At 69.3% G+C, this 24,402-nt stretch carries 20 protein-coding genes and 4 pseudogenes; 12 read left to right on the top strand and 12 right to left on the bottom strand.

The window, feature by feature from the left end; genetic code table 11:
* Both ACZ5WC_RS32820 and ACZ5WC_RS32815 read left to right on the top strand, forming a co-directional pair.
* On the top strand, positions 1-212 hold a 212-nt coding region (locus ACZ5WC_RS32820; RefSeq protein ID WP_468544245.1), incomplete at its 5' end, for a transposase family protein.
* A gap of 47 nt (positions 213-259) precedes the next feature.
* Positions 260-712, top strand: a complete 453-nt coding sequence (locus tag ACZ5WC_RS32815) for a hypothetical protein (protein WP_468544244.1) — start codon at positions 260-262, stop codon at positions 710-712.
* Positions 713-991: 279 nt separating this feature from the next.
* Here the strand turns inward: ACZ5WC_RS32815 and ACZ5WC_RS32810 are convergent.
* The 3 genes and pseudogenes from ACZ5WC_RS32810 to ACZ5WC_RS32800 form a co-directional block, all read right to left on the bottom strand.
* Positions 992-1,210, bottom strand: a pseudogene (locus tag ACZ5WC_RS32810) (transposase); the annotation flags it as partial.
* 217 nt (positions 1,211-1,427) lie between these two features.
* Positions 1,428-2,348: pseudogene (locus ACZ5WC_RS32805) on the bottom strand (ISAs1 family transposase); the annotation flags it as partial.
* A gap of 430 nt (positions 2,349-2,778) precedes the next feature.
* On the bottom strand, positions 2,779-3,351 hold the full coding sequence (locus tag ACZ5WC_RS32800; RefSeq protein WP_468544243.1) for a GNAT family N-acetyltransferase: 573 nt from the start codon (positions 3,349-3,351) through the stop codon (positions 2,779-2,781).
* 178 nt (positions 3,352-3,529) lie between these two features.
* Here ACZ5WC_RS32800 and ACZ5WC_RS32795 point away from each other — a divergent pair.
* Positions 3,530-3,634 (top strand): annotated as a pseudogene (locus ACZ5WC_RS32795) (HNH endonuclease); the annotation flags it as partial.
* A 383-nt stretch (positions 3,635-4,017) separates the two neighbouring features.
* Here ACZ5WC_RS32795 and ACZ5WC_RS32790 read toward each other — a convergent pair.
* Positions 4,018-6,753 carry a helicase associated domain-containing protein gene (locus tag ACZ5WC_RS32790; protein WP_468544242.1) on the bottom strand — a complete coding sequence of 912 codons (2,736 nt, stop codon included), beginning with the start codon at positions 6,751-6,753 and terminating at the stop codon, positions 4,018-4,020.
* 351 nt (positions 6,754-7,104) lie between these two features.
* Here ACZ5WC_RS32790 and ACZ5WC_RS32785 point away from each other — a divergent pair, with 351 nt between their 5' ends.
* The 3 genes and pseudogenes from ACZ5WC_RS32785 to ACZ5WC_RS32775 all read left to right on the top strand — a co-directional run bounded on the left by ACZ5WC_RS32785 (position 7,105) and on the right by ACZ5WC_RS32775 (position 10,297).
* Positions 7,105-8,736: a helix-turn-helix domain-containing protein gene (locus ACZ5WC_RS32785; RefSeq protein ID WP_468544241.1), complete on the top strand. Its 1,632-nt coding sequence runs from the start codon at positions 7,105-7,107 to the stop codon at positions 8,734-8,736.
* Positions 8,736-9,311: a transcriptional regulator gene (locus ACZ5WC_RS32780; protein WP_468544240.1), complete on the top strand. Its 576-nt coding sequence runs from the start codon at positions 8,736-8,738 to the stop codon at positions 9,309-9,311. Before ACZ5WC_RS32785 ends, ACZ5WC_RS32780 begins: the two co-directional genes overlap by 1 nt.
* A gap of 157 nt (positions 9,312-9,468) precedes the next feature.
* A pseudogene (locus ACZ5WC_RS32775) lies at positions 9,469-10,297 on the top strand (IS5 family transposase).
* Between the two features lie 545 nt (positions 10,298-10,842).
* Here the strand turns inward: ACZ5WC_RS32775 and ACZ5WC_RS32770 are convergent.
* From ACZ5WC_RS32770 to ACZ5WC_RS32750, 5 genes are all read right to left on the bottom strand, one after another.
* Positions 10,843-11,472: a hypothetical protein gene (locus tag ACZ5WC_RS32770; RefSeq protein ID WP_468544239.1), complete on the bottom strand. Its 630-nt coding sequence runs from the start codon at positions 11,470-11,472 to the stop codon at positions 10,843-10,845.
* Positions 11,473-11,482: 10 nt separating this feature from the next.
* Positions 11,483-11,842: a hypothetical protein gene (locus ACZ5WC_RS32765; protein WP_468544238.1), complete on the bottom strand. Its 360-nt coding sequence runs from the start codon at positions 11,840-11,842 to the stop codon at positions 11,483-11,485.
* A gap of 13 nt (positions 11,843-11,855) precedes the next feature.
* Positions 11,856-12,623 (bottom strand): transposase family protein, encoded by a 768-nt coding sequence (locus ACZ5WC_RS32760; protein WP_468544237.1) that lies wholly within the window; start codon positions 12,621-12,623, stop codon positions 11,856-11,858.
* Positions 12,624-12,689: 66 nt separating this feature from the next.
* Positions 12,690-13,460, bottom strand: coding sequence for a hypothetical protein (locus ACZ5WC_RS32755; RefSeq protein WP_468544236.1), 771 nt, complete (start codon positions 13,458-13,460; stop codon positions 12,690-12,692).
* Positions 13,461-13,894: 434 nt separating this feature from the next.
* Positions 13,895-14,380, bottom strand: coding sequence for a hypothetical protein (locus ACZ5WC_RS32750; protein WP_468544235.1), 486 nt, complete (start codon positions 14,378-14,380; stop codon positions 13,895-13,897).
* A 121-nt stretch (positions 14,381-14,501) separates the two neighbouring features.
* On the opposite strand from ACZ5WC_RS32750, the gene ACZ5WC_RS32745 reads away from it, so the two are divergent.
* The 5 genes from ACZ5WC_RS32745 (at position 14,502) to ACZ5WC_RS32725 (ending at position 19,315) form a co-directional block, all read left to right on the top strand.
* Complete coding sequence (locus ACZ5WC_RS32745) at positions 14,502-15,173, top strand: hypothetical protein (RefSeq protein WP_468544234.1); 672 nt, start codon at positions 14,502-14,504, stop codon at positions 15,171-15,173.
* Between the two features lie 1,215 nt (positions 15,174-16,388).
* Positions 16,389-16,979, top strand: coding sequence for a hypothetical protein (locus ACZ5WC_RS32740; RefSeq protein WP_468544233.1), 591 nt, complete (start codon positions 16,389-16,391; stop codon positions 16,977-16,979).
* A gap of 259 nt (positions 16,980-17,238) precedes the next feature.
* A complete protein-coding gene (locus tag ACZ5WC_RS32735) occupies positions 17,239-17,841 on the top strand; it encodes an ATP/GTP-binding protein (protein WP_468544232.1) in 603 nt (200 codons plus the stop codon).
* A 470-nt stretch (positions 17,842-18,311) separates the two neighbouring features.
* Positions 18,312-18,521 (top strand): hypothetical protein, encoded by a 210-nt coding sequence (locus tag ACZ5WC_RS32730; RefSeq protein WP_468544231.1) that lies wholly within the window; start codon positions 18,312-18,314, stop codon positions 18,519-18,521.
* A gap of 26 nt (positions 18,522-18,547) precedes the next feature.
* Positions 18,548-19,315, top strand: coding sequence for a restriction endonuclease (locus ACZ5WC_RS32725; protein WP_468544230.1), 768 nt, complete (start codon positions 18,548-18,550; stop codon positions 19,313-19,315).
* Positions 19,316-19,342: 27 nt separating this feature from the next.
* Here the strand turns inward: ACZ5WC_RS32725 and ACZ5WC_RS32720 are convergent, their stop codons facing one another.
* Complete coding sequence (locus tag ACZ5WC_RS32720) at positions 19,343-20,692, bottom strand: hypothetical protein (protein WP_468544229.1); 1,350 nt, start codon at positions 20,690-20,692, stop codon at positions 19,343-19,345.
* Between the two features lie 139 nt (positions 20,693-20,831).
* On the opposite strand from ACZ5WC_RS32720, the gene ACZ5WC_RS32715 reads away from it, so the two are divergent.
* Complete coding sequence (locus ACZ5WC_RS32715) at positions 20,832-21,434, top strand: hypothetical protein (protein WP_468544228.1); 603 nt, start codon at positions 20,832-20,834, stop codon at positions 21,432-21,434.
* A 617-nt stretch (positions 21,435-22,051) separates the two neighbouring features.
* Here the strand turns inward: ACZ5WC_RS32715 and ACZ5WC_RS32710 are convergent.
* The gene (locus ACZ5WC_RS32710) at positions 22,052-22,540 is read right to left on the bottom strand and encodes a hypothetical protein (RefSeq protein ID WP_468544227.1); all 489 of its coding nucleotides are present in this window, start codon (positions 22,538-22,540) and stop codon (positions 22,052-22,054) included.
* Positions 22,537-23,145 (bottom strand): helix-turn-helix domain-containing protein, encoded by a 609-nt coding sequence (locus ACZ5WC_RS32705; protein ID WP_468544226.1) that lies wholly within the window; start codon positions 23,143-23,145, stop codon positions 22,537-22,539. The genes ACZ5WC_RS32710 and ACZ5WC_RS32705 overlap by 4 nt, the downstream gene beginning before the upstream one ends.
* Positions 23,146-24,402: the final 1,257 nt, after the last annotated feature.

The following is a 24,402-nucleotide window of genomic DNA, read 5'->3' as shown; positions in this document are numbered from 1 at the left end:
CCGTCCGCATCCCGTGCCGGGGACGGTGGGAGACCTTCTCCACAGGCCAGCAGGCGGTCAACCGGTCCCACGCGAAGATCCGGGCCCTGGTCGAGAAGGCCGTCGCCACCCTCAAGTCCTGGCGGCTCCTGCGCAAACTACGGTGCTCGACCACCCGGATCACCAGCCTCGTCCAGGCCGTCCTCACCCTTCATCTGACCAGCTCAGAGTGAGGTTGGAAAAGGCTCACTGATCTGTACCCAGGCAAAGGGGCACCTTAATGGGTAGAATTCTTAAGCAGTTGACGGCAGTTCGTTGGGGTGACTTGTCGCATGCCAACGGTTCAGCGGGTGATATTCCTGCTCTGCTGTCGCGGGTGGCTTGGGGTGATGAGGTGAATGCGCGAGCGGCGATAGATGAATTGTCGGACAAGGTCTGTTCGCTCGGATTAGTGGTATCTGAGGCCGCGCCGGTCGTAGTCCCATTTCTTGTGGAGTTGGCAGACCATCCCGAGGTGCAGTGTCAAGTGGAAGTGCTTGAACTGATTGCTTCGATTTACGAAACCACACAGTGGGAAGAGGCCTCAGTCGCAGCCGATCCGAGATATCGTTTGAACTTGAGTGAGAAGGTGGCATGGGAAGCCTCAGCTAAAGCGGTTGTGCTGGCCCACAGGCGGTCCTTCGAAGTTCTTGCTCTGGACTCGGACCACGAAGTGGTGGCTGCCGCTAGTTGAATTCTTTCGCGGTGGGTCACGAGCTGAAGGAGGGGGTTAAGGGGGGTATCTGTTCTGTGTGGGTAATTCGGTATGGGCTGGAAGGGTGGGATAATGGTGAATTTTGTCGGAGGGGGGCCCTTGTTGGGGGGTGCCCCGGGCCCATCATCGCTCAGTCTGTGTGGTTGTAGAAAGCCGTAGAATTTTTCCTGATCATAACGGTAGACGCAATCTCCTCGGCTGCACCATATTTCCCTGCGGCTCAAGGGCAGTTGAGAGAGGGGCTTGGACAGGCAAGGGCGGCAGGTCGTGCGGGAGGTAGGCCCACTGGCAGCCGGTCCGGCCCTGGTAGAGGATCGCGTTGACGATCTCCCGCATCGCATAGGCGCCCCGGTGGCCGCTGACCGAGCGATGCCGGTCCTTCCATGCGGCGATCACCGGCTCGATCAACGACCACTGCTCGTCCGATATGTCGCTCGGATACGGCTTGCGTTCACTCGTATCACCACACCAGCAGATGAGCGGCTGAGGGCCAGGGCTTCGGCGTAGTTGTGTGACGTCCGTTTTGTGTTCATGCGAGGCCGAGGAGTGCGAGCGGGCGGCGAGGGTCACGGGCGTTGCGGCGGAGACCTGCCGCGGTGTTCTTCGTTCCGGCTGCCCGGAGTGCCCCGATAGCGAGGTTGCGCCAGGTGGTGGCTATCGCGCGGGGTGCGTTGCCGGTCCGCAGTTGGGAGGCGTCCTCGGCGAAGGTGGTGTCGCGGACGTGGTGCAGGGCTTCGATCGTCCAGTGGTCGCGGACGAGTCGGGCGAGCTGGGCCGGAGTGGCCTGCTCGGCGGTCAGGCTGGTGACGGCGTGGACCGTCGTGACGGTGGTCTTGCCGGTCTTGCCGGTCTTGCCGGTCTTGCCGGTCTTGCCGGTCTTGCGGTCGGTGCGCCGGCGCTTGATCTGGGCGGCCTGGCGGGCTCCGGGGAAGGGGAGGCTGTTCACGGTGGCGACCTTGATCCGGCGGATCTCGGAGCGGCCGTGGCCGGTTCCCCGGGTGCGGCCCTGAAGCGGGGTGTCCTTCCAGGGAAGGGACTTGAGCTGTCGGCGCAGCTTCTTCTGGTTGCCCTTGACGATCACGATGTAGTGGGCGGCCCGGTCGAGGAGGTAGTCGGCGTGCTCGCGCTGGGTGTGCATGGCGTCGCTGGTCACGATGGCTCCTGCCAGGTCGGCGAGGGTGTCCAGCAGTGGCTGGAAGCAGGTGATCTCGTTTGTCTTCTCGCCGACGTCCATCTGGGCCAGGACGAGGCCGGTGGCGTGTTCCAGTGCGGCGAGCAGGTGGATCTTGCGGCCGTTCGTTTTTGCCGCGCTGTGCAGGCTCTTGCCGTCCACTGCGAGGCCACGCGGCCCGGTCGCCTTCGGGAGACGGTCGGCGAGCCAACGTCCGACTGCCCGGTCCAGGGCGTCGCCGTGAACGCGGGCCAGCAGCCGGCGGACCATGCTCTCGGCGGGCGGCACCCGCATGGGCAGGAGCGGATCGGGGTTCGCACCGACCTGTTCCAGCACATGCCCAGGGGCATCGGCGATTCGTTCGCCGACCGTCAGCAGCGAGGTCGCTCCGGCCGGCACCGCGCACGCGGTGAGAGCGAGCACGACGGCCAGGCGGTGGCGCACCCCGCGTGGGTCACGGGGGCCCGGCACCTCGGCCAGCCGTTCCAGCAGGCCCGGGAGCTCCTCGGTCCGACCCGCGGATTCTCGCGCAGTTGGTCAAGGGCGGGCGGGATCAGAGATGATGCGTCGGCAGGCACGGTCTTCCACTTGGATCACGGGGCGTGGAGAACTCCATGATCTTGGAAGCCGTGCCTGTCACGTTCCGAGAACACCGCCGCTGAGCTGGCAGTCCGCCACGAACCGGGCATCACACGACTGCGCCGAAGCCCTGGGCTGAGGACCGGCGGATTCGGCCCCGCACTCACACCATCAGGCGACGGCAGAGCCGCCCGTAACCTCACGAACTGCCCTCTGACAAGACTGCCCAGTCCTGCAAGGCAGCCATCACCCTCGCATCGATCCTGATGTGGGCCTGACACTTTGACGACAACTCCTAGCGGCCTGCCGTCGGCGTGCCTGTCGGGTGCCACTCGCGGCGCGGGAGGCCGAAGACCCAGGAGTCGGAGACGTCGCCGTTGACGATGCAGTCCTCGCGGAGTGTGCCTTCGCGCACGAAGCCGAGCTTCCCCAGGACCCGGGCGGACGCCACGTTGCGGGTGTCCGTCTCGGCCTGGACGCGGTTCAGGTCCAGGGTGTCGAACGCCCACTGCAGAACGGCGTGCGCGGTCTCCGTGGCGTAGCTGTGGCCCCACGCGGCGGCGTCAAAGGCGTAGCCCAGGGACGCGCTGCGGAAGTCCGGGTTCCAGCTGGTCAGGCCGCACCACCCGATGAACGCGCCGTCGGAGACGCGGTCGACGGCTACCCGCGCTCCCGTCCCTTCCTCCTCGATCGTCCGGCAGGTCGCGATGAAGCGCTGGGCGCGGGCCGGTTCGGTCCAAGGCGGGGAGTCCCAGTAGCGCAGCACATAAGCGCTGCTGTGCAGCGCGTAGAGTGGCGCCGCGTCGCCGTCGGTGAACGGCCGCAGTCGCAGGCGGGCGGTGTGCAGCTCAGGTGTGGGCAACGGCATGCCGAGCATCCTGCCGCGTCACGCTCGCCCCAGGCCATCCATTTATCCATCGCACCCCTCCAGCAACCTTTTCGCGCCCGTGCTGCTGTCGAGACCCATGAACATTTCGATTCTCTCTCGGGCGACGCCAGCCTCCCCAACCGGTGTACATCCGTTGCCCGTCTCACGAACAGAGCCACTGCGCTGGCAGCTCACCGCGGACGACCGTGAACTCGAAGCGCTGAAGGTCTATGCCGAGGGTCCGTGCGAGGACACCATCGTCCGCTACACACCGGCCGCCTGATCCCGCTCGTCTGCTGAGGTTTCCTGCTGCCGGTGCCTTGCCCCGCTCTCGGTTTCCCCTGGCGGCGGCGTCGGGGGGCGCGGGACGGTGAGGTGATGGACGGTTTGTCAGCTGCCCCGGGGCCCCACTGCTATGGCGGTGGGGCCTTTCATCATGTTCCAGGTCCAGGCGCGACACACCGGTGGCCGCGGCGTGTTCCCGGTACGCGGCCTGCACCGTGTCCGCAGTCGCGTACGTCCGTGCGTACTCCCGCCGAGCAGCGGCTCGCCCGACGGCCGGTCGGATTCCGCTCCGTGTTGCCGCCGGGGTGTCGCCTGCAAAACGTCCCGCGCCCCCGGGCGGTGGGCCAGGGGGCGCGGGACGATGGACTCATGGGTGGGATGTCAGGTGGTGGTGGCCCAGTCGATGCCGAGTGCGGCGAGCTGTTCGCGCTGCTCGGCGCTGAGCTTCTCCCGCCTGCTGCGGGTGTTGCTGATCCAGGTGCCCAGCCGGACGGGTCCGTGGGGTGTCTGTTCGATGTGGGCCCTTGGTACGACGACCCGCCCTTCCCGGGCGGCGTACTGGGTCAGAGCGGTGATTCCCCGCTCGAACGCCGAGCCCTTCCCGCTCTTCCCGGCCGGGGTGGCCGGGGTGGTGTCGGTCCGGCGCTTGAGCCCGAGTGCCTCCAGGCGCGTGCGCTGCTTGGGCAGGAGGGTGTCCCAGACGTGGGGGTCGGTCTGCTTGGTGGTCCAGGTGCCGACGTCGATGCCGTTGACGGTGACGCCGGGCAGCAGTTCGGCCGGGCGGCCCTGTTCCTCACCGAGGAGGCGGCGGGCGGCGGCGTAGTGGCGCTGCCACTCGACCGGCCATTCCGCCGGGTTCCATTCCGGGTCGATGGCCTCCAGCGCCCGGCGGCGTTCCTCGGCGCGTTGGGGGTCGGTGCCCATGCCTCCCGGGCGGCGGAGGTTGCTGAGCCACTGGCCTACCGCGATTCCGTCCCAGACGGTGTTCCTGGGGCAGGCCAGGCTGCCGTGGACGGCGTGGTAGGCGCAGGCCGCGTTCAGGTTCTTCCAGAACGCGGCGTCGCCGACCGACCAGACCATGCCCACTTCGTTCAGGAGGTCGGTGCGCCACGCCTTGAGCGTCCCGGCCTTGAACGCCCGGCGCTGCTCGCTGACCCAGGTGCCCAGCCCGTAGGTGGCGCCGTCGCTGCCCAGCTCGACGGTGGTTTCGCTGGGGACCTGCGCGTGCCCTTGCTCCCGCACCCAGGTGCGCAGCGCGTTGTACCCGGTGAGCCAGACCTCGCTGTCGGGGCGCAGGACGCGGGTGCGCAGGAACAGTGCGATCGCCTGCGGGTCGCGGGAGAGGGAGAATCGCAGCAGGGGTGTTGTGACGGGCGCGATGCCCGGCGCGGCGTCGGGTCCGCCGTCGCCCTGGCCTTCGTCGTCCTCGCTTTCTTCTGCACCACCCTGTTCATGGTCGCTGTCGTCCTCGGTGCTGGCCGCCGCGGACTCCCGCTCGTCGCCCTGGCCGTCGTCCTCGTTGTCCTGGTCGTCGTTCTCGTCGGCCGCAGTCTCCTGCTGCGGGTCGAGGGCGAGTACGGACGTGGTCTGCCCGCGCGTGGTGGTGGTGGGCAGCGCCATGCGCTGGATGATTCGGTCATCGTGTGCACGGAGGCCTTGGAGGATCGCGACCAAGCCGCGGTAACTGGGGGACGCCATCATGTCGCCGGGGTCCTCGCCGGGCTCCAGAAACACCGGCACGATGATGCGGCTGATCTTGCCGTCGCCGGGTTCCTGGCGCAGGGCCCTCCCGATGATCTGCACCACTTCCACCGGCGAGGAGCGGGTATCGGCGAAGACGACTGCCTGCACTCCGCGCTTGCCGCAGATGTCGACTCCTTCCCCGAGGACCCGGCAACTGGCCAGGAAGGACAGCTCGCACACCCACCCCTCGGCGTCGAGTCCGTCGGCGTATCGGGCGAGGACGTTACGGCGGTGGGTGGCGGGGTGTTCGCCGGAGAGCCACTCCGCACCGACCCGGGCCGGGTAGGCGGCGGGGTCGGCAGCGTGGAGGCGGGCCGCGGTCTGCGGCATCGCCCGCGCGAAACTCATCGCGTCCAGCGTCCGGGAGTGGAACGTCATGTACGAGCGCACGCCGGACTCGTCGGCGTGCTTGAGGAGCGCGGCCTGGAGCGCGGCGAGCCGGCGGCCCCGCCGCTCCTCCATCGACGCGTCCTCGCTGAGCGGTGAGGGGTCGCGGATCTCCAGTACGTCCACCTCGAACCGGGCAAGGACTTCCCTCTCCACACTCTCCATGAGCCCGGTTTCGTGGAGGACCGGCCCGTACAGGTCGACGTCGTCCATCGAGGCGACGAGCCGCCCGCCCAGCACCTCACCGCCGCCCGGGGTATCGGCCGCGCCGAGCTGGTCGCCGTCGGCCTCCGCGCCGTCCGTCGTGCGGGGGGCTGCTTCCCACAGGCGGGGGGTCGCGGTCATGTAGAGCCGCCGTGCTGCAGGGATGCGGTCCTGGTGGTGGACGGACGCCCACGCCTTCGAGCCGTCACCCGACGTGCGGTGCGCCTCGTCGACCACCACCAGGTCGAGCGGGGCCATTTTCTGCCCGTAGGAGCCGCGCAGCGCCCGTTCCAGCACGCCCGGCGCGGTGGCGTCCGGGGTGTCGCCCTGGTCGTCGGCAAGGCCCTGCCCGGCCAGACTCGCGTACGTCGCGAAGACCAGCAACGGCCCCGAGTTGGCCCACAGGGCAAGCTGCGTCGGGTTCGTCGTGCACCGCACCCCGAGCGCCTCCAGCAGCGGGTCCGCGCCCAGCGAGCACACTGCGACGGCCGGGCCGTTGTGCCCGGCCCGGCGCCACGCCTCGATCGTCTGCGTCAGCAGGTCCAGCGTGGGGACCAGCACGCCGATCATCCTGTTCGGGCACAGCCGGAGTGCGGCGATTGCGGCGGTGATGGTCTTGCCGGTTCCGGTGGCCATGTGGACCTGTCCGCGCAGCCCGCCCACGGGCATGGTCCCGTCGGCCGGCAGGGACAGGCCCGACACGATCCGGTCGACGGCCTCGACCTGGTGCGGCCGGAGGGTGATCCCGGACCTGTCCGCCTGCGGTGTCTGCTGCACGTTCATCGCTCCTCAATCGGCATGGGCATCCGGCCCGGGTGAACGGGGCGACGGACACCGCCCCGTCATCATCGACGGTCACCCGCTCGGCGAGCTGGGCCAGTACCTCGTTGGGGGGGGCAGACCGGCCCGCGACGCCGCCGCACGGATGCGCCGCCCGGCAGGCGCGCTCACCCAGAGTTCGGCGCGCAGCTCGTCCCTGCGCGGTCATGCCCGCCGTCTGGCGTCTCGTACCTGGTCACGTGCGATGTCCTCCGGAGTCCGGATCACTGCGCCCATCCTCCCGGCTGTCACCAACTGTCCAATGAGCGTCCAATGTATCACCATGTGACGTCCAATTGCGGTACAGTTATCGTTATGAGTGAAGAGAACAGCGTGGAAGCACTGCTGGAAGAGGCCCGTCTCGCCGCCGCGATGCCGCCCCCCGAGGAGCGGTTCCGGCTGCGCGAGGCTGCCGGGTTCTCCCGGGCGCACATCGCTGCGACGGTCGGTGTGGGCCGGTCGACGATTGCGAACTGGGAGACCGGTGTCTCCGCCCCGACCCCGCCCGCCCGCCTGCCGTACCTGCGGATCCTGAAGGGCCTCGCGGAGATCTACCCGCCCCCCGCCACCCCCGGGGAGCCGGTCGCCGCCCTGTTCACCGACCAGCCGTACGGACCCGCTCCCACGCAGGCCGCCGCCGAGACGCCCGCCGTCGCGGCGCCTGCCGCGCTGACCGGGCTGGAGACGCTGCGCGGTCCGGACGGCCGCGCGATCGAGGGCGACCCGGGCCCGTGCGTCCGCTGCGGTGTCGAGACGACCTACCAGTCGACCGACGGCCGTCCGCTCCACTCCGGGGCGATGTGCCAGCCCACCACCACCGCACAGCCCCCGGCCGCGCCCGCAGCTGTACCGTCCACTCCTGCCCCGACCGCCGTCCCGGCTGCCCCGGTTCCGGCGGCTGCGGTGTCGCCGGTCCCGGCCCGGGTACCGACCCGCCCGCAGCGCCGGTCCAAGAGCGCCGAGCGCGCCGAAGCGGACCTCATGGGCCTGATCCGGGGCGCGGTCGAGCAGGAAGCCGAGCGAGCCGGCGGGGACGAGGACGCCGCGCTCAAAGCCCTGATCGGCCGGGCGATCCCCGACGTGATGCACCTGTTCAACGAAACCCGCGCCACGGCCCGCTACGAATACACCGCCTACCCGGCGCTCCCGGACGTCCTGCACAAGCCCTCGAAGCGTGAGCCGGATCAGATCTGGGAGGCCCGCCCCGCCTACAACAACCCCGCCTACTCCCTCCGCGCCCCCGAGCGGGACATCAAGGTCACCGCCCTCGACGTCAACGCCGCCTACCTGTCCGCGCTCAAGGTGTGGCTGCCGATCGGGAAGCTGGAGCACACCACCGGACCGGACGGCGTCGGCCCCAAGCGCAGCGGGGTCCACCTGATCACCCCCGCCCCCTGGACCCACCCCCACCTCCCCGACCCGCTCGGCGACCGCGACACCCCCGGCGCCCTCTGGACCACCGACGCCACCCTGCGCCTCCTGCTGCGCCTGTCCGGCCCCAAGTGGGGTCTCACCCAGGCCCCGACCGTTCACGAAAGCTGGACGTCCGGCGCCACGGAGAACTTCCTCGACGCCCTACGCAAGCTCCTGGTGGCGGCGCGGTCGGAGGCGATCGCCGCCGGGGACGCGTTGACGCTGGAGTACGTCAAGGCCATGTACAGCAAGTTCGTGTCCACGATGGGGGAGTCGGTCCACAACCGGGAGATGGTCCGCCCGGACTGGATGCACTTGATCCACTCCCAGGCGTTCGCGCTGCACTGCGGCCGGGCGTACAAAGCCCACCAGGCCGGGCTGGACGTCGTCGCGCTGAAGCACACCGACGAACTGCACGTCATCGGGGACTGGCGGCAGGTGTTCACCGAGGGCCGGGGCGTGTCCGAGCTGAAGATCAAGCAGGGTGACGGCAAGGCGGCCGGTGAGTACATGGTCGGGAAGGTGGGCGGCTGATGGCCGGACGGTGGATGGACTTCGGGAAGTACGGCGCGGCTGGCGCACCTGGCGGCGAGGCGCTCGGCATCGCCATGGAGAGCATGGTGCACGGCATCAGCTCGCCCGTGGACAGTGAGCGCGGTCTCGCCGCCCGCCTCAACTACCTCACCAAGTCGGATGCCGGGTACGAGGCGATGGACCGGGCCGGGGTCCACGTCTCCCCCCGCACCCTGATGGCCTGGCTCGCCGAGGAACGCACCCCGAACAAGGCCAACCTCGCCCGCCTGGACGCGGCGTACTGGGACCTGCGCCGCCGCAACGTCGCCGCCGACCTCAAGCACCGGCTGAACAACAACGGGCGGGGGACCCGAGTGGAGATCAACCCGGTCAACCAGGGCGGGGTGGAGCAGAAGTACCGGCGCGACCTCGCCCCGCGCAGCGTCAACGTCCGTGGAGTGTGGGACCGGGCCGTGGACGCGTGGATGGACGACGACCAGGACGAGCTGGACGCGGTCTGGGACGAAGTCCTCGACCTCATCGGCTCGGACTACGACGGCTACAGCTACGTGTCCTCGATCGGCTGGGCCGCCTGACCGCAGTCCCGGACAAGGTCCGACCCGGTAATGCAGTCGGCGGGTGCGAAGCGGCACGCGGCCGATGACCTCCTGGAGGCGGAGCGGCCAGAGGAGACAGCTCTCCGGCTAGGGCCTGTCGTCAAAGTGATCTTGGATTGTGGACCATGGAGTGGTGATACGCCGCCATGAACTGTCCGATGCCGAGTGGGACCTCATACGCCCGTTGCTGCCCCGGCCCGCGCTGGGGCGGCCCCGGCTGGACGACCGGATGGTCCTCAACGGGATCGTGTGGAAGTTCCGCACCGGTGTCCCCTGGCGGGATGTGCCCGAACGGTACGGCCCGTGGACGAGTCTCCACACCCGCTTCCGCCGCTGGACTGCGGACGGCACGTTCGAACGGATGCTGCGGGCCGTGCAGGCGAAGGCGGACGCGGCGGGTGACATCGACTGGCTGGTGTCGGTCGACTCCACCATCGTCCGCGCCCATCACCACGCCGCCGGGGCCCGAAAAGGGGGTGCCAAAGCCCGGCCCTCGGCCGGTCCAGAGGCGGACTGACCAGCAAGATCCATCTCGCCTGCGACGCTATCGCCGCCCGCTCGCATTCATTCTGACCGGCGGGAACACCAATGACTGCACCCAGTTTACCGCCGTGATGGAGGCGATACGGGTGCCCAGGATCGGTCCGGGCGGGCCCCGGGTGAGGCCCGATCACGTCATCGGCGACAAGAGCTACAGCTCCAAGACGATCCGCGCCTGGCTGCGGCGCCGCGGCATCAGGCACACCATCCCGGAGCGGTCCGACCAGGTCTGCAACCGGGCCCGCAAGGGCAGCCTCGGCGGCCGCCCTCCGGCCTTCGACACGAAGGTCTACAAGCACCGCAACGTCGTGGAACGGTGCTTCAATCGCCTCAAGTAGTGGCGAGGCATCGCCACCCGCTACGACAAGACCGCCCAGTCCTACACCGCAGCCATCACCCTCGCATCGATCCTGATGTGGGCCTGACACTTTGACGACAACTCCTAGGGAACGAGAACGTTCGCATCCTCGTCGAGGCAGAGCGGATAGCTGCCGACCGCACGGAAGACGGCAGCCCGGGAAGCGCAGGACGAGAAGGTCGCAGCCGCGCTGGAGGCAGCCCAACTGCGCGAGCAGGCCGCTCGCGCCGGGGCCGCCACCGCCGCTCCTCGCCGGCCGCTCCGGCTCCTGCCCGGCCGGACGCCCGCTGCCCGCCTGCCCGGCAACGGACGGCACCACCTGGCCCGCTCCAGTGCGGGCATCAGCGCCCACACCGTCCGCTGTACGTCCGCAATGTGCCCGGCCTGCGCAGCGAGCTGCTCCGCCCGGATGCCGAGCTGCGCTCGGAGGCAAGCCCTCCGGCCTCGGCCAGCAGACGCCCGTCCTCCGCCTCAGCCACCACCAAGGCATGCTCGTGCCGCACCTGCTCCAACTCGCCCGCAGCGCACTGACGGCCGTGCCCGTGCTCCTGGTGGTGACAGCGGTACAAAGCAGAGGTTCCGCTGCCCTTTCTGCGATGCCTTCGCAGCCGGCTACGGAGCCTTGCTCGCGGGTGGAGGCGTGATGGACGGTTCGATCGTCGACCGGACGTAGATCCGCGTGGTACCGGGTGTGAACTCGTGGGCGAAGAGGTCGACACAGCGTTCGAGGTATTTGCCCTCCGGGGACGCCAGGTCGTCCGGGCACAGGCTGGCCTTCCGCAGGCCCTGGACGAACGTCTCCGGTTCGGGCAGTCCGAGGTGACCGAAGGCAGCGGCGGGCCGGTAGCCCTTCTCCTCGGGGTGAGAGTTCCCGATCATCTCGGTGCCGCTCCGGATGAGCCGGCCGGTGTACCGCTCCGCGTCCTCGCTCGGCAGAACGAAGGCGAGCAGACCGGTGTCGTAACGCTGGCCGGTCTTGTAGCCCGACCGCCGGTCCGAGGCTGCCTCCGGAATGCGGATACCGAGCTGGTCGCTCATCCAGGCGGGCGTGGCTCCTTCTTCCCAGCAACACGTCATTTCCTGGTCCGTCAGGTCCGACGACACGTCATCGGCGACCCAGGACACCACACCGATCGCGGTGGCGACGCAGGCGAGGAACACCGCAACGACGACGACTGCGACCGGCACACGACGGCGGCGCACGGGCTGCGTGTCGGCAGAGGTCTGGGGGGAGGCGTCCATCAGTGATCCTCTATCGCGCTTCCTGCTGCTCACGACCCGGATCCGTCCGGTCGCCCTCGCGGCCCGGCTGGTCCGGCTGCGGTAGAGAACCCTGGTTCGGGGCGGGTCCGCCCAGATCGTAGTGCTTGACGGAGCTGCTGCCCGCCATGTCGAACTCCCGGGCGATGCCCGTGGTGTGGAGGCGGGCCATCTGACCATCCGGAATGCTCATGTCGCTGCCCCACGGGAGATCGATGGTCACGCCTTTACTCTCGTCCCAGTTGTAGCGGTCCCAGGCGTTGGCCTGGTAGTCGAGACCGACCTTGGGCTGTCCGTTCTCGTCCGGCACGACGGTGACCACCCCGGTCACGTTCGACCGGGTGGACCCCACTGAGCCTTTTCCATCATCGTTCTGAGCTGGTCAGATGAAGGGTGAGGACGGCCTGGACGATGCTGGTGATCCGGGTGGTCGAGCACCGCAGTTTGCGGAGGAGGCGCCAGGACTTGAGGGTGGCGACGGCCTGCTCGACAAGGGCCCGGATCTTGGCGTGGGACCGGTTCACCGCCTGCTGGCCTGCGGAGAGGGTCGCCCATCGTCCCCAGCACGGGATTCGGACCGTGCCGCCGGCGCCCCGGTAGCCCTTGTCGGCCCAGCACCGCATGCTGGCCTCGGCGAGAGCGTCGATGATGCCGTGTTCGCGGGCCGCGCCGATGTCGTGGACGGCGCCTGGCAGGGCCGGTGAGGCCCACAGCAGTCGGCCGAAGGGGTCGGCGAGGACCTGCACGTTCATCCCGTGCTTCCTGTGTTTGCCGGAGTAGAACGGCCGGTCCGCGGCGATACGGTCGATCGGCAGGAGCGTGCCGTCCAGGATCAGGTACGCCTTCATCGACGCGGTCCGCACCGCGTCGGCGAGGCTGGGTGCAAGAGCGGCCAGCAGATCGACGGCTTCGGTGACGTAGCGGTACGCGGTCGTGGTTCCGACGCCGGACCCGGTCGCGAGCTGGGCGTAGGTGTGGCCCACCCGCAGATGGGCGAGGGTGAGCAGGGCCTGGCGGCCGCCACTCAGGCGCCGCCACCGGGAGCCGATGGCGCGGCGGTGGCACCGCAGCTGCTGTGTGAGGAAGCGGAGGGCGGAGCTGGACACCTCGACGCCCGGCGGGTAGACAAGCATGTGAAGCCTCTGGCGGAGACGGTTCTCTTGGTCGAAAACCCATCTACCAGGGGCTTCATCACGTCGTCAGCCCAACAGCCTTACGCCCGAACCAGGTTGGAAAGGGCTCACTGCGTAGAACCAGTTGTTGTCGACATCCGGCGTGAAGGCGAAGTCCCGGTTTCCGGTCTCCACCGGCATCGAGACGGGTTGGCCGCCATTGCGCCGGAACTCCGCGAGAGCGTCGTCGCGCCAAGCCGCCTGATGTTCCCTGATGCCGTCCTCGATGTGCGCGTTGAAGCTGGGCACGTCCGACATCATCTTGTCGACGGGCAGATCCATGTCCGTCCCGCTATTCCCGAGGTAGTGCGCCATGTGCCGCGCGGCGTCGTTGTCGCCCTTCCAGTCGGCGGCCTCGGCGATCAGGTTCATCTTCTCCCGGGTCCTGCGCTCCTCGGCTCCCGGATCTTCGACACCGTGGGGGCCGGAGCCCCGGTCGGGGGAGGCCTTCTTGATGGTCGGAGTGAGCAGTCCCGCCGCGAGAAGGCCGTCCTTGTGCCCGGTCCACAACTCCGCACGAGCCTCGGGGCTCAGCGATGTCCACAGCCGCCGCAGCTCGGCCCGCTGCGCCGTGTTCGCATCGCCCTCGAGAGAGGCGAGCTTGGTGGCGCGGGCGAGTTGGTCCTCGTCGAGCGAGGTGTACGTCGCGTGCCCCGCGTTGTGCGGGTCACCGCCGTGGCTTCGCTTCAGCGCGCGGGTCACGGCGGCGTCGATCTCCGCCGCGTGCGCCACCAGACCCGTGAGGGTATCGGCGTACCACTGCATCAGGTCCTTGGTCCGCTGGGACGTGCCTTCCACACCGCAGAAGGCCTCCATGACCTTTCACGGTCCCGTTGGGACCGTCCGACACCACCAGCCCCGGATCAGGGCCCGCCGACCGGTCAGGATCGCCCTTGCGGGCTTCCGCGGAAAGCTCGCGCGCACGCTTCTGCACGCGCGTCAGTTCGGCGTGACCGTCCCGCAGGACTGACGCAATGCTCTGCGCCTCCACCTGGAGATCCGCGACCTCCTTGACCGCCTTGCGGACGAACTCCTTGGTGACGCTCGCATTCAGCCCAGCCCAGTCGGCTCCGTCGGACAACTGCAGGAGACCGCTGTAGACCTCGGCCCTCAGCCTTTTCAGACCGGCCGCCGTTGAGGACCAGTCGTCGGCCGCCGAGCTCAGCTTGCCCAGGTCGGCTTCGATCAGATCCGTGTACGAGAACGCCCCCATGCTGTCCCGCTCCCCCTGATCACTTCACGTACTTCTGCAACTCCGACACCGGCACGGCGGATCCGTCCCGCCCCCGGAGCGTGGCGGCGATCTCCACCTCGTCGTTGGCGTGCGACTTCTTCGAGTAGTCCAGGTGGTTGGAGATATGCGCGAACATCTGCAGGACCGTCTTCACCTGCGAAGTCCAGACTTCGAGCGTGGTGTACAACTCGCCACCCGCGCTGAAGTTCCGGCCCTGCAACTCCGCCGCAGCCCGGGCCGTGGTTCCCGCGCCGGCCTTGTCGGCACCGGCACCCGCCACGTCAGCACGCTTCCGCAGCTCGCCGTGGACCCGGAAGGCCTCGTTACCGACCGCGCCCAGCTCGTCCCGGTGCACCACGAGGTCGCGATCAGCACCGGACGCCGGAACACCGGGCCGGGCCCCAGCCGTGTTGAGGCTCATCTGCGCCGACTGCCTCTCTCGCGCGTCGGACTTGAGTGCCGCCCACTCGTCGTTGAATGTCATGGGTCCCCCGCCCCTGATCGAAAACAACGGTTCACTCTAGCAACGGGGTTGGAGCCACGCTCCGGGACCAGGGCCTCATGGCCACCGGGCTCCTGGCGGCGGGGTGGCCGGTGCCGCTGCTGTGGGAGGTGATCGCCCGCCCCCGCTGCCCGACCCGCTGCACCGTACGGTCGGCGCGGTGATCTCCGGCCGCCTCAAGGCCGCCGCTGCAATGCCCGTCCCCGGTTCCACAGCCGGCACCGCCGCGGTACCCCACCAGGCCCCCGGCCCGGACCGCACCGCGCCGGGGGAGGGGCGCCGCTGGGAGGACGGTCCGACGCCCACCCCGCCCGCGTGGGCCGACCGGGAACAGCAGCAGGAGCAGCTTCGGCGCGGCATCGACCGGCACCCCGTCTGCGAGGCCGACGACGGCCGCTGCCCGACCCTCGCCGTCGTCGGCGAGACCTGGTGCCCCGAGCATCTCGGATGGCCGCTCTGCCCCGGCCACGACGGCCACACCTGCACCATCCGCACCCGGACCGGCGACCAGTGCGCCACCTGCCAGGACGAGGCCTGCTACGCCCGACTCGACGCCGAGCTGCCCGTGACCCCGACCGACGACGGCACCTGCCCTGGCCATGACGGCCCCTGCGGCCGGGCAGCCTTCCCTGGAGACCCGCTCTGCTGGCGCTGTCGCGTTGCTGCCCAGCGCGACCGTGACCGCGTCATCCGGGAATGGGAAGCCGTCCGGGACGCGGCCGTGGCCGCCGCCAAGGCACAAGAGGCCCCGGAAGCTGCTCCCGCGCCGTTCTGAGCGCCGATCTCCCCGCCCCGGGGCGGGCCTCTCGTCACCCGTGGCGTGGATCGGCACCCAGCGGCCCGTACAGACGATCATCAGCACCAGGAAGGTGATCCCTCGTGGGGATTCTCGGCGAGGGCCTGCACGCGGAGATGGCCCGCGCCGCACGGCCGACCCAGAAACCGGCCGGCCGGATGCTGCGCTGGCCGTGGGAGCGCAGCGGCCACCGGCGGCGGAGGGACGTACCGGAGTTCCGTTTAGCTTGCCACCTCAGAACTCAACTCGATTGCGCATGCCTCGGGGATATCAAGCGCTTCAATCACGTGCCCCGCTGCCTCTGCGGAGAACAGTGTACCGGTCACACTGAGGAGAAAGCCGGACGTAGGCGGATTATAGGCCTCTCGCTGCAAGGTGAACTTTTCCCCGCTGGGCAACGCGAAAGCGAAACACAGCCATTCGGCCAATGAATCCACCCCGATATCAGGCCGCCCCCAACGTCGGTAAAGTGCCATGAGGTCAACCTGAACTAGCGCCAAATATCGAATTTCCTTTCGCGATATTTCTGCATCCGTAATTCGCCGAATGGCCGTAAAGTCTGACTCCACGTGAACATTCTACCGAGCAGTCGCGGGTGCCCCAAAATGTCAATCTGTGCACGGATGAATTATTCTGATGCAATTCGTAGGGGTTGCGATGGGGGAGGTAGGGGAGATCCCCAACCTCTGCACGAGACACGGATGTGACGCACCGTCCGATCGGGCCAGTCCACCGGCCCGTCGGATCACCCCGGCCCCCACCCCACCTCTGTAGCCAGCCCGCCCGCGACAGCGGGCTACCCAAGCCACCTACAAGCGTTGTTCCTCCGGAGGAGGACGCCTACCAGGAGGCCGCCGAGCGCGCCGAGCAGCAGTACGACCTCGACCGCGCCGCCCGTAAGCAGGCGAGGACGAGGAGACCGCCCGCATCCGCGCCGAGCTAGCCGCCCAGTACCCGGACCTCGCCGCCGTTTCCGGATCGATCAAGGAAGCCCAGGAGGGCCAGCAGCCGGTCTCCGCGCCGTTCTGAGCGCCGATCTCTCGCCGCGGTCTCCCCTCCCGGCCGCCAGGGCGGAGAGGGCGTTCTCCTCTTCGGAGCGTAGGCCGGGGCGCGGCCGGGATTCTGCTGTAACCGGTCCTGTGCTGGGGGTTACGGTGATCGCGGACTGATCGTGACTGTACGGGGGTGGCCTGGATGATGACGGCTCGGCTGACACGGTGGGCGGCGCTGTGCGCGGCTGCGCCGCTCGCTCTCGCTCTGACCGCATGCGGCGGTGGCAACGACAGCGAGAGGCCGTCTGCGGCCCCTCCAGCGGCTTCCTCGCCCGCTCCGGCCGCGTCGGCGTCCCCGGCGGATCCGGACGCGGCGGAGAAGGCGGCGGTGCTCGCCTCGTACGCCTCGATGGCCCGGGAGCAGATGAAGGCATACCGCAAGGCCGACGCCAAGGGCACCGACCTGGAGAAGTACGCCACTACGGAGGCGCTCGGGCAGATCCGCAACGACCTCGCCAACATGAAGGCGGCCGGGACCGTGGTGCGCGGTGAGCTGGGGCATGACCCGGAGGTGACCGAGCTGGACATGGAGGCGCAGACGCCGACCGCGACGCTCTCGGACTGCGTGGACCTCTCCGCCTACGAGACGTACGACGTCAAGGCGCAGAAGGTCATCCCGCTCCCCACGGAGCAGCCGCTCCGGTACGTCATGACGGCCACGGCCCAGCGTTGGGACGGCCGGTGGATGGTGACCGACCTGAACCCCCAGGGCGGCGGAGGAGCGACGTGCTGAGGCGAGCAGCAGCAAGCAGTAGCCGCGGTGGTCCTGGCGGGCATCCTCGCCCCGGCCGCGCACGCGGACGACGGCCGAAGCGGCGGGATCTGCAAGGGCGCGACGATGTTCGTCAAGGTCTGCGCCCTCCGACGGCGGCACCGCCCCCGGCGCCCCGGGCAGCGGCGGGACCGCTACGCCCGCAGGTGCTTCCGGCGGCGGGAGCTCGAAGCCGTCGTGCACGTACACCCGGCTCGATCCGCAGCCGCCGCCGGAGAACATGTTCTGGAAGGGCCACGACCGCAGCGAGAAGGGCGCGGTCTACGGGGTGAACTGCCCGAACTCGCAGGGAGCGCGGACCGTGTGGCTCCCGGACGGTGAGGCTCCGGAAGCAGCCCCGGTCATCGACCCGGAAGCCGTGGCGCGCCGCGCGGTCGACTCCATGAAGCTGGCGGGTCCGGCGGTGGGAAGTCCCCGGGAGGCGGGCAAGTACGTGGTGGGGATGCCGATGTGGATGCACGTGGAGCCGTCCCCGACGACGTTCGGACCGGCGGAAGCGTCCGCGACGGCGGGCGGCGTCACTGTGAGCGCCACCGCGAAGGTCACCACGGTTCGGTGGGACATGGGCGACGGCACCACCGTCACCTGCCACGGCTCCGGCACCAAGTACACCCCTGAACAGGGCAAAGGCATGTCCCCGGACTGCGGCCACCGCTACCAGCGGTCCGCCTCGGACAAGCCGGGCGGCCGCTACCGGGGTACCGCGACCGCGACCTGGACCATCACCTGGACTGCCCCCGCCCTCGGAGACGCCGGAGAGTTCAACGAGACCTGCCAGACCGCGTGGACCGCCCGGGTCGGTGAGGTTCAGGTCCTCAACTGACACCCGGCCGCCCGGCCGGGCCGGCCGACTCGCCATGCTCACCCACCACCGGGCAGCCGGACGTGGTGAGTGACCGGCGCGGCGGACCGGCCCGGCCCGGGCCGTGTACTTCTGCGACACCTTCGGGTGATCCCGGTGGAGACGGTGGTCACCAACGCCATCGGACCGGGGCCGTGGTCCGGATCACCGGCAGCGCGACCGTCCGGTTAGAGCCCGAGTACCACCGGTCCGTCGACCCGCCCAACACCTGAGCCCCAGGCGTGCCGACCGGCTGAAGATGACGGAGCGAATAACCCATGGGCGGCCGCCCCGTCCGCGTCCCGCGGCTGCCTCACCTGCGGTTCAGTGCACCGATCCGGCCAATCAATGACTTTGCGTCATCGTTCGATGACCTTGAGGCGCGGTCGTACGGATGCGGATACACAGGAAGGTCGGAACGGGACCGAGGGTGAGGCGGGGGCGGGGCAAGGGTGCTGACGATCAACGTGGGTGTGCTCCTGGCCGTGATCGTGGTGCTCCGGCTGCGCCGTCGGACGCATTCCCGGAGCCGGAACGACGAGAAGCTGACCGTGGTCATCGTGCTCGCCCTGGGCATCGTCATCGCCCCCACCCCGTTCGGCCAAGGAGTCCTCGACTTCATCGGGCAGCTCGCCAACGGCATCACCGACTCCTCACGCTGACCACCCCGCCCCCTGGAGCCGCCTCGATGCCCACCCGCCGCCGCTACCCCCGCCGCCGGACGACCCGCCGGCCCACCGCCCGCCGGACCGCGCCGCGCCGTCGCGCTCCCTACCGCCCTCGGCCCGGGTCCCGGGGCGGGGGCTGGGCGCGTCGGCGCGGGCGGAAGTCCGACGGCCAGATCCTGGTGTTCGGCGCGGTGGTCCTGGCGGTGGCCGCCGTGTGGTCGCTGGTGTCCTGGCTGCTGGCGAACTGGTGGGTCCTGATCGTCCTCGCGGCGGTCGGTGCGGTCGCCGGGGCCGGGTGGGTTCACCGGTATCAGCAGCGGAAGGCCTGGGACCGGGCCCGTCAGCAGGCCCTGCGCTACGGGCTCCCGCAGCTGGACGCCCTGCACCACCGGGACTTCGAGTACGCGGTCCGTGACCTGATGCGCCGCGACGGGTGTACGGACGCCCGGCAGATCGGCGGGGCCGGCGACAACGGCGCCGACGTCCTGGCCACCGACCCGCTGGGCCGCGCCTGGGTCATCCAGGTGAAGCACCGCCGCGACGGCGACCGCGGCTCCCCGGTCGGCACCCCCGATCTCCAGCGCGTCAACGGCACCGCCCGCCAGCTCTACGGTGCCGACGTCGTCCTCGTCGTCACCAACGGCCGCTTCTCCACCCGCTGCGCACCGCTGGCCGCCCAGCTGCACATGCACCTCGCCGACCGGCGCACCCTCGCGACCTGGGCGAGCGGCGGCCGCCCGTTGTGGGAGCTCCTGCCGAAGATCCCGCCGCCCCGCAAGAGCCGGTAAGCCCCCGCGATCGCACGAGCCGTGCGATCAGCGCTTCTTGCCGCGCAGGAGTTGCCGAAGTACACCCCGCAGCCCTGTCCGCTTCCCCGGTCCCGGCCTCTGGGGGGCGCTGTGCGGGGGCGGTGGGATGAGCGGCGGGTGCCGGGGGAGGGGCGGGATCGCGGGGGCCGGGCTGTCCTGCTGCCCGTCATGGCCGACGGCGGGGGCGGTGGCCGTCCGGAGGTCGCCGTGCCGGGTGCCCGGAGCGGGGAGATCCGGCCCGGCTCCGGCCTGGGGTTGGGGAAGCGACGGTCCCTGTGACGGCCGGACGGTTTCGGGGACGTCGCTGCGGCCGTGCGGGATGGTGGGCTGCTGCGGTGCAGGCACGCGTACGGGCCCGGGTGGGACGGGGGGAGCCTGGCGGGAGGCGTGGAGTTCCTGCGCGTCGGCGCGGCGCCTGCGCCAGCGGGCACGCTGGACGTCTTCCAGCCGCTGCATGACCTCCCGGGCCTCACGGAGGCTGAAGGCGGCCTTCGTGCCGGTCATCTGGTGCAGCGACAGCGGCACCAGCCCCCACCGGGCGGCGTCCGGGCCGGGCGTGGGGTGGCTGATGTGCCAGTCGTTCGGCCAGACCTTCCGCCGCCAGTCGGGGAAGTCCCACGCCTCACCCTCCCGGGGCGTGTGGACGAAGTCGTGGACCCCGTACGGGACGAGGACCTGCTGCCCGTCGAGCCAGTAGACCCCGCCGCCCGCAGCGACGACGGCGAGTTGCTCCTCGGTCGGCGCGACGGTAGCGTGCGCGGCCTTGTCCAGGCCGCGCGGCCGGACCTGGAGCGTCCCGCAGCGGGCGAACTGCAACGGGTCCTTGGCCAGGAACCACACGTGCGCCGCCCCGGGCCCGAACTGGGCACGCACCGCCCGGGACCGGGCCCGCACCCGGTCCGAGCCCGGCAGCGCCCGGACCCGTTCGACGACCACGATCCCCTCCGGGCCGCGCACCACGATGGCAGGCGGCTGCCCGGCGGCCGTCCGCGTCCCGCCGTCGCCGGGCTCGGGAGCGTGGACCAGGACGAGGTCGACGGGTACACCGGGCCAGACCCGGACCAGGACGTCCCGCAGTTCGATGACGACCTGGTCGTCCAGGGACACCTTGTCGCGCTGCGCGCGGGAGGCCGGGCACGTGGCGCTGGAGGTGTGGCTGAAGTGGGGCTGCTGCTTCGCCGTCGGACTCAGGGCCCGCGCGATCAGGTCCTGGCCGCAGGCCCGGCAGACGTAGCGGCCGCAGAGTTCGCCCGCGACGCCGTAGGGTCCGCGGGCCAGTCCCGTCTCCAGACCGGCCGTTTCGTGCAGGCTCTCGATCAGCTGCTGCGTCTTGCGGTCCCAGACCCTCTCGCTCATTCCTGTGATCATGCCGGTACTGTCCGCATCGGGAAACCCCCGGCCGCCCGGTACCGGCGTTCACTCCACTGACCAACGGCGAGACCAGGGCTGCGAATTCTGCTGATGCCGGCCGTGCGCGTGCGTCATGATGCCGCTCATGGACCAGGGAATCGCCGCCTTAGCGGGCGCAGGAATCGGTGTCGTCGGATCGTTGGGAACGGCGGGAATCGCCTACCTTGCCGCCGGGCGGCAGGCCCGCGAACGCGAGCGCATAGAACACGCTCAGAAACTCAGAGAGGAACGGCGCGCGGCCTACCGACTGTTCCAGCAGGCAACCGAGCCGATCGACGACGCGCTACACCGAATCGGGTGGGGAGCAGTCGACGGCCCAACCAGCTCATTCCTGCTCACCAGCCGCAACCTGCGGCTCTCCGAGCAGCAGATCAGCGAAGCAGTCCAGGAACTGAGGAAGCTGCTGACCGAGATCCAGCTCAACGGCCCGGACTCCGCAGCCGCCGCAGCGAAGGAGGTCTACATCTGCGGCCGCATCCTCAACGACGAGTTCCGCCTACAGGTCGAAAGCGTCCGTCGCACGCCGTGGCGCGGTCGAGCGGCAGAAGACGATGAAGACCGCAGCCTGGCCTTCCATGACGCCCGCACCGCGTTCGAAGCGGGCAGGGACGCCTTCGCGCGCTGCGCCCGGTCCGTCGTGGAGGACCACGGACTGGAGGAACGCCGGCCGCGCCCAGGCCGACCATGAGTGGTCCCGGCGCCGACCACTCGGACCGGGAATCAAGAGAACCGACGGGCTCACGCCCGCGCTCTGGAGCCGAACGGCGGCGAGGGCGGCATCGGCGGCGGCGAGGCGTCCCGGGTCGGTGTCGCCGAGGCTCAGCAGCCGAAGCCGTGTCGTGTCGCTGGGGGAGGTGACCGTCGAGCGGTATCCGGTGAGCAGCCCGGTCATCCCGCGCGGCGGTTCCTGCGCGAGATCGGCCCGCTCGCGCGGGCGGAAGGTTCACGAAGGAGCAGCCTCCTTCTGACCGTTCAGTCGTTCCCAGCGAGGCAAACCGCCCCTCCGTCACCATGAGTTCGACCGATATTTCTGTCCCGGATTCCATTCCGTGAGCATTTCCAGCACCTTGGAGACCATCGGGGAATTGATCAGCGGGTCGGCCGGTCCGGTTTCTGGCGCGCAGTAATGAGCCAACCGTCGTTTGTTCTGGAGATCCAGAACAAACCGGTTTACCTGGTGCTACCGCTCACCGAGCCGCGTACCGCTGACCTGCACCTTCCTCTGGAGGGCAACTGTGTACCGCTCCAGGCACGAGAACGGCGCCGCACCAGAGTGCAGCGCCGTTTCGCCGTTGCCAGCGGTGGTCAGTGCACGCGCTTAAGGCGGGTCGGCTTGGTGATGGGCGTGACGTTGCCCTTGGCTTTCGCTTCGGCCTTGCGGGCCTTCTCGTCCAGGTGGAGCTGGAAGCGGCGTTCGTACTCGTCCTCAAAATCGCCGCCGTCCAGCCGCATGTCCTTCGGCAGGGCCTTGATGGCGCGCTGCTGCTCGCGGGGGTCGTTGAAGGCGGCGATCATCGGGTGGAGCTGGAAGCGCCCGCGGCGGACCACGGTGACGAGCCGGGCGGCGACCAGGTGCGGCATGGCCCGGCTGATCATGCCGCGCTCCATGGCGAGTCCAGTGGCGAGTTCGTCGTGCGTCGCGACGACCAGGCCGCCCTGCTCCTGCTCGGTCATCATGTGCAGCAGCAGGGTGTAGGCGGTCGGGGGAAGGCGCGGTACGTACGCGAGACCGTTGAAGCTGCCCCACAGCACGTTGCGGCGCGGCACCCATTCCTCTGCGATAGCGGACGTCATGACGTGGCCTTCCCTTCCCCATCCGACTCCGTGTGCACTTCCAGTTTCGCGCCGGGAGCGGCCATCGCCCGGAACGCGTCGGGCGCATCCGGGTCCTGCATGATCTCGCGCAACAGGTCCAGCTGCACCACCCTGTCGCTCGTACCCACCTTGGAGCTCCTCTTCTCGCCCTTGCGCGGCTCCCTGAGCCCACCCCTGAGCGACGCAGCCGGGTTCAGCTGATACAGGCCCCGCTGAACCTTCCGAAGCGCCCCATCAGCCTCCAGGACCTTGAAGACGCGGCCGATGTGGGGCCGGCTGTACCCGAGGGCCTTGGCAACATCCTCGTGCTTGGCCTCGATCAGACCGCCGGGCTTCTGCGATCCCATGAGGGTGAGCAGCACCACCAGGACGAACCGGTCGTCGTCGTACCGGAGGGCAGCCCAGCGCATGAACTCCAGGCTGTCCATCGAGAACGCCTCACCGACGAACCCGGTGCTGGAACCGACCGGGAAGACCTGGGCGGCATGGCCGAGGGGGAGCTCGATGGTGGAGCCGGAAGACCGGTTGTACGCGGTGGGCGGCGGCTTCGGGCGCCGTCGGCGACGGGACGGCGCAACGGGCAACTCCGGCGCTGCGCTGCCGTCCAGGGGCCCCTGAACTCATGGGGTTGCTGCCTCCCTTGATCGTCGTGACGTCAGCACCATAACCGAGAACCGTGGCAGTAGTGCCACCAAAACGCAGCAGCGCCGACACGAAAGTCACCCAGACGTCAGCCCTGGACTGACCTTCGCCTCCACGACGGATGCCGACCGGCGACTGACGCTTCACCTCGCGTTTGGTGGCACTAATGCCACCAAACGATGTCGTTGAGTCAGAAACTGACGTCACGACCGAGTTATGTCAGCCCTGGGCTGACATAACTCTTGCAACGCGACACTCTGACCTGCAGAAACGCACCGGTCTTACCTCTAGAGCGCGCGCGTGATACCGGACTGTCCCACCATGATCAAGCACCGCCACGCCGTGGATCCACCCATCAGCAGCAACCTCAAAACCTCTGACCGGACCCCTTTGTGACGCGTGCGGCTTCGCATGCGGCCTCGTCCCCGCGCGGACGCAGGCAGGAGGCACGGCTCTCAGCCCCGGGTAGTAACGGCAGCGACGATCAGAACCACGGAAGCGTGGCCGATGCCGGTGAACGGTTCCACCGCCCGGCCCGGGGGGCCGCTCGGCTCCGGTACCTCCGCACGCCGGAATTCGAGCTTTGCGATATCTGAGGTACCGTTCTGTGGTTAGGGTCCACGAATTCTCAATTTCGTTATTCCTCAGGTAAGTGGTGGGGATAACCCGTGGCTGCTTTACTCTCCTGCTATCTCGGAGAATAGCTCGGCGTGAAATGCTGGTCCCACCTTCGCGGCCGCAAGGGAAATCCGCCCTCCCTGTTCCAGCACCCCGGATGCACGGGCCGGGGGTAGAGCAGAAACCCAATCCCTACACAGGCGCTGCATCACGATGCAGCGCCTGTGTCCCTCCTAAGAGAGGAGGCAGGAGAAAATCCCGATCTCTACATGGGGTGCACATCTGATGCACCGTCCGGCGGGCCAGTCCACCGGCCCGCCGGATCACCCCAGCCCCAGCCCCTGTAGCCCGCCCGCGACAGCGGGGCCACCCAAGCCACAGTCAAGCCTGACAGACTGACCGACGGTCAGGGTCGGGTGTGCCGGAGCGGAGCGGAGAGCACACGGGGCCGCGGATGCGGCCCCGTGAATTCCGGAGGAATTCACAATACAATTCCGGAGGAATTGTATAAAGCCCGTAGGGCTTTATCGTCTTTACGATCCGTAGGATCGTGCGTCGTTCCTCCGGAGGAGGACGCGCGC

Source organism: Streptomyces sp. NPDC033165 (assembly GCF_055577965.1).
Note: the sequence above shows the minus strand (reverse complement) of the source record. Positions and strands in the feature narration are given on the sequence as shown.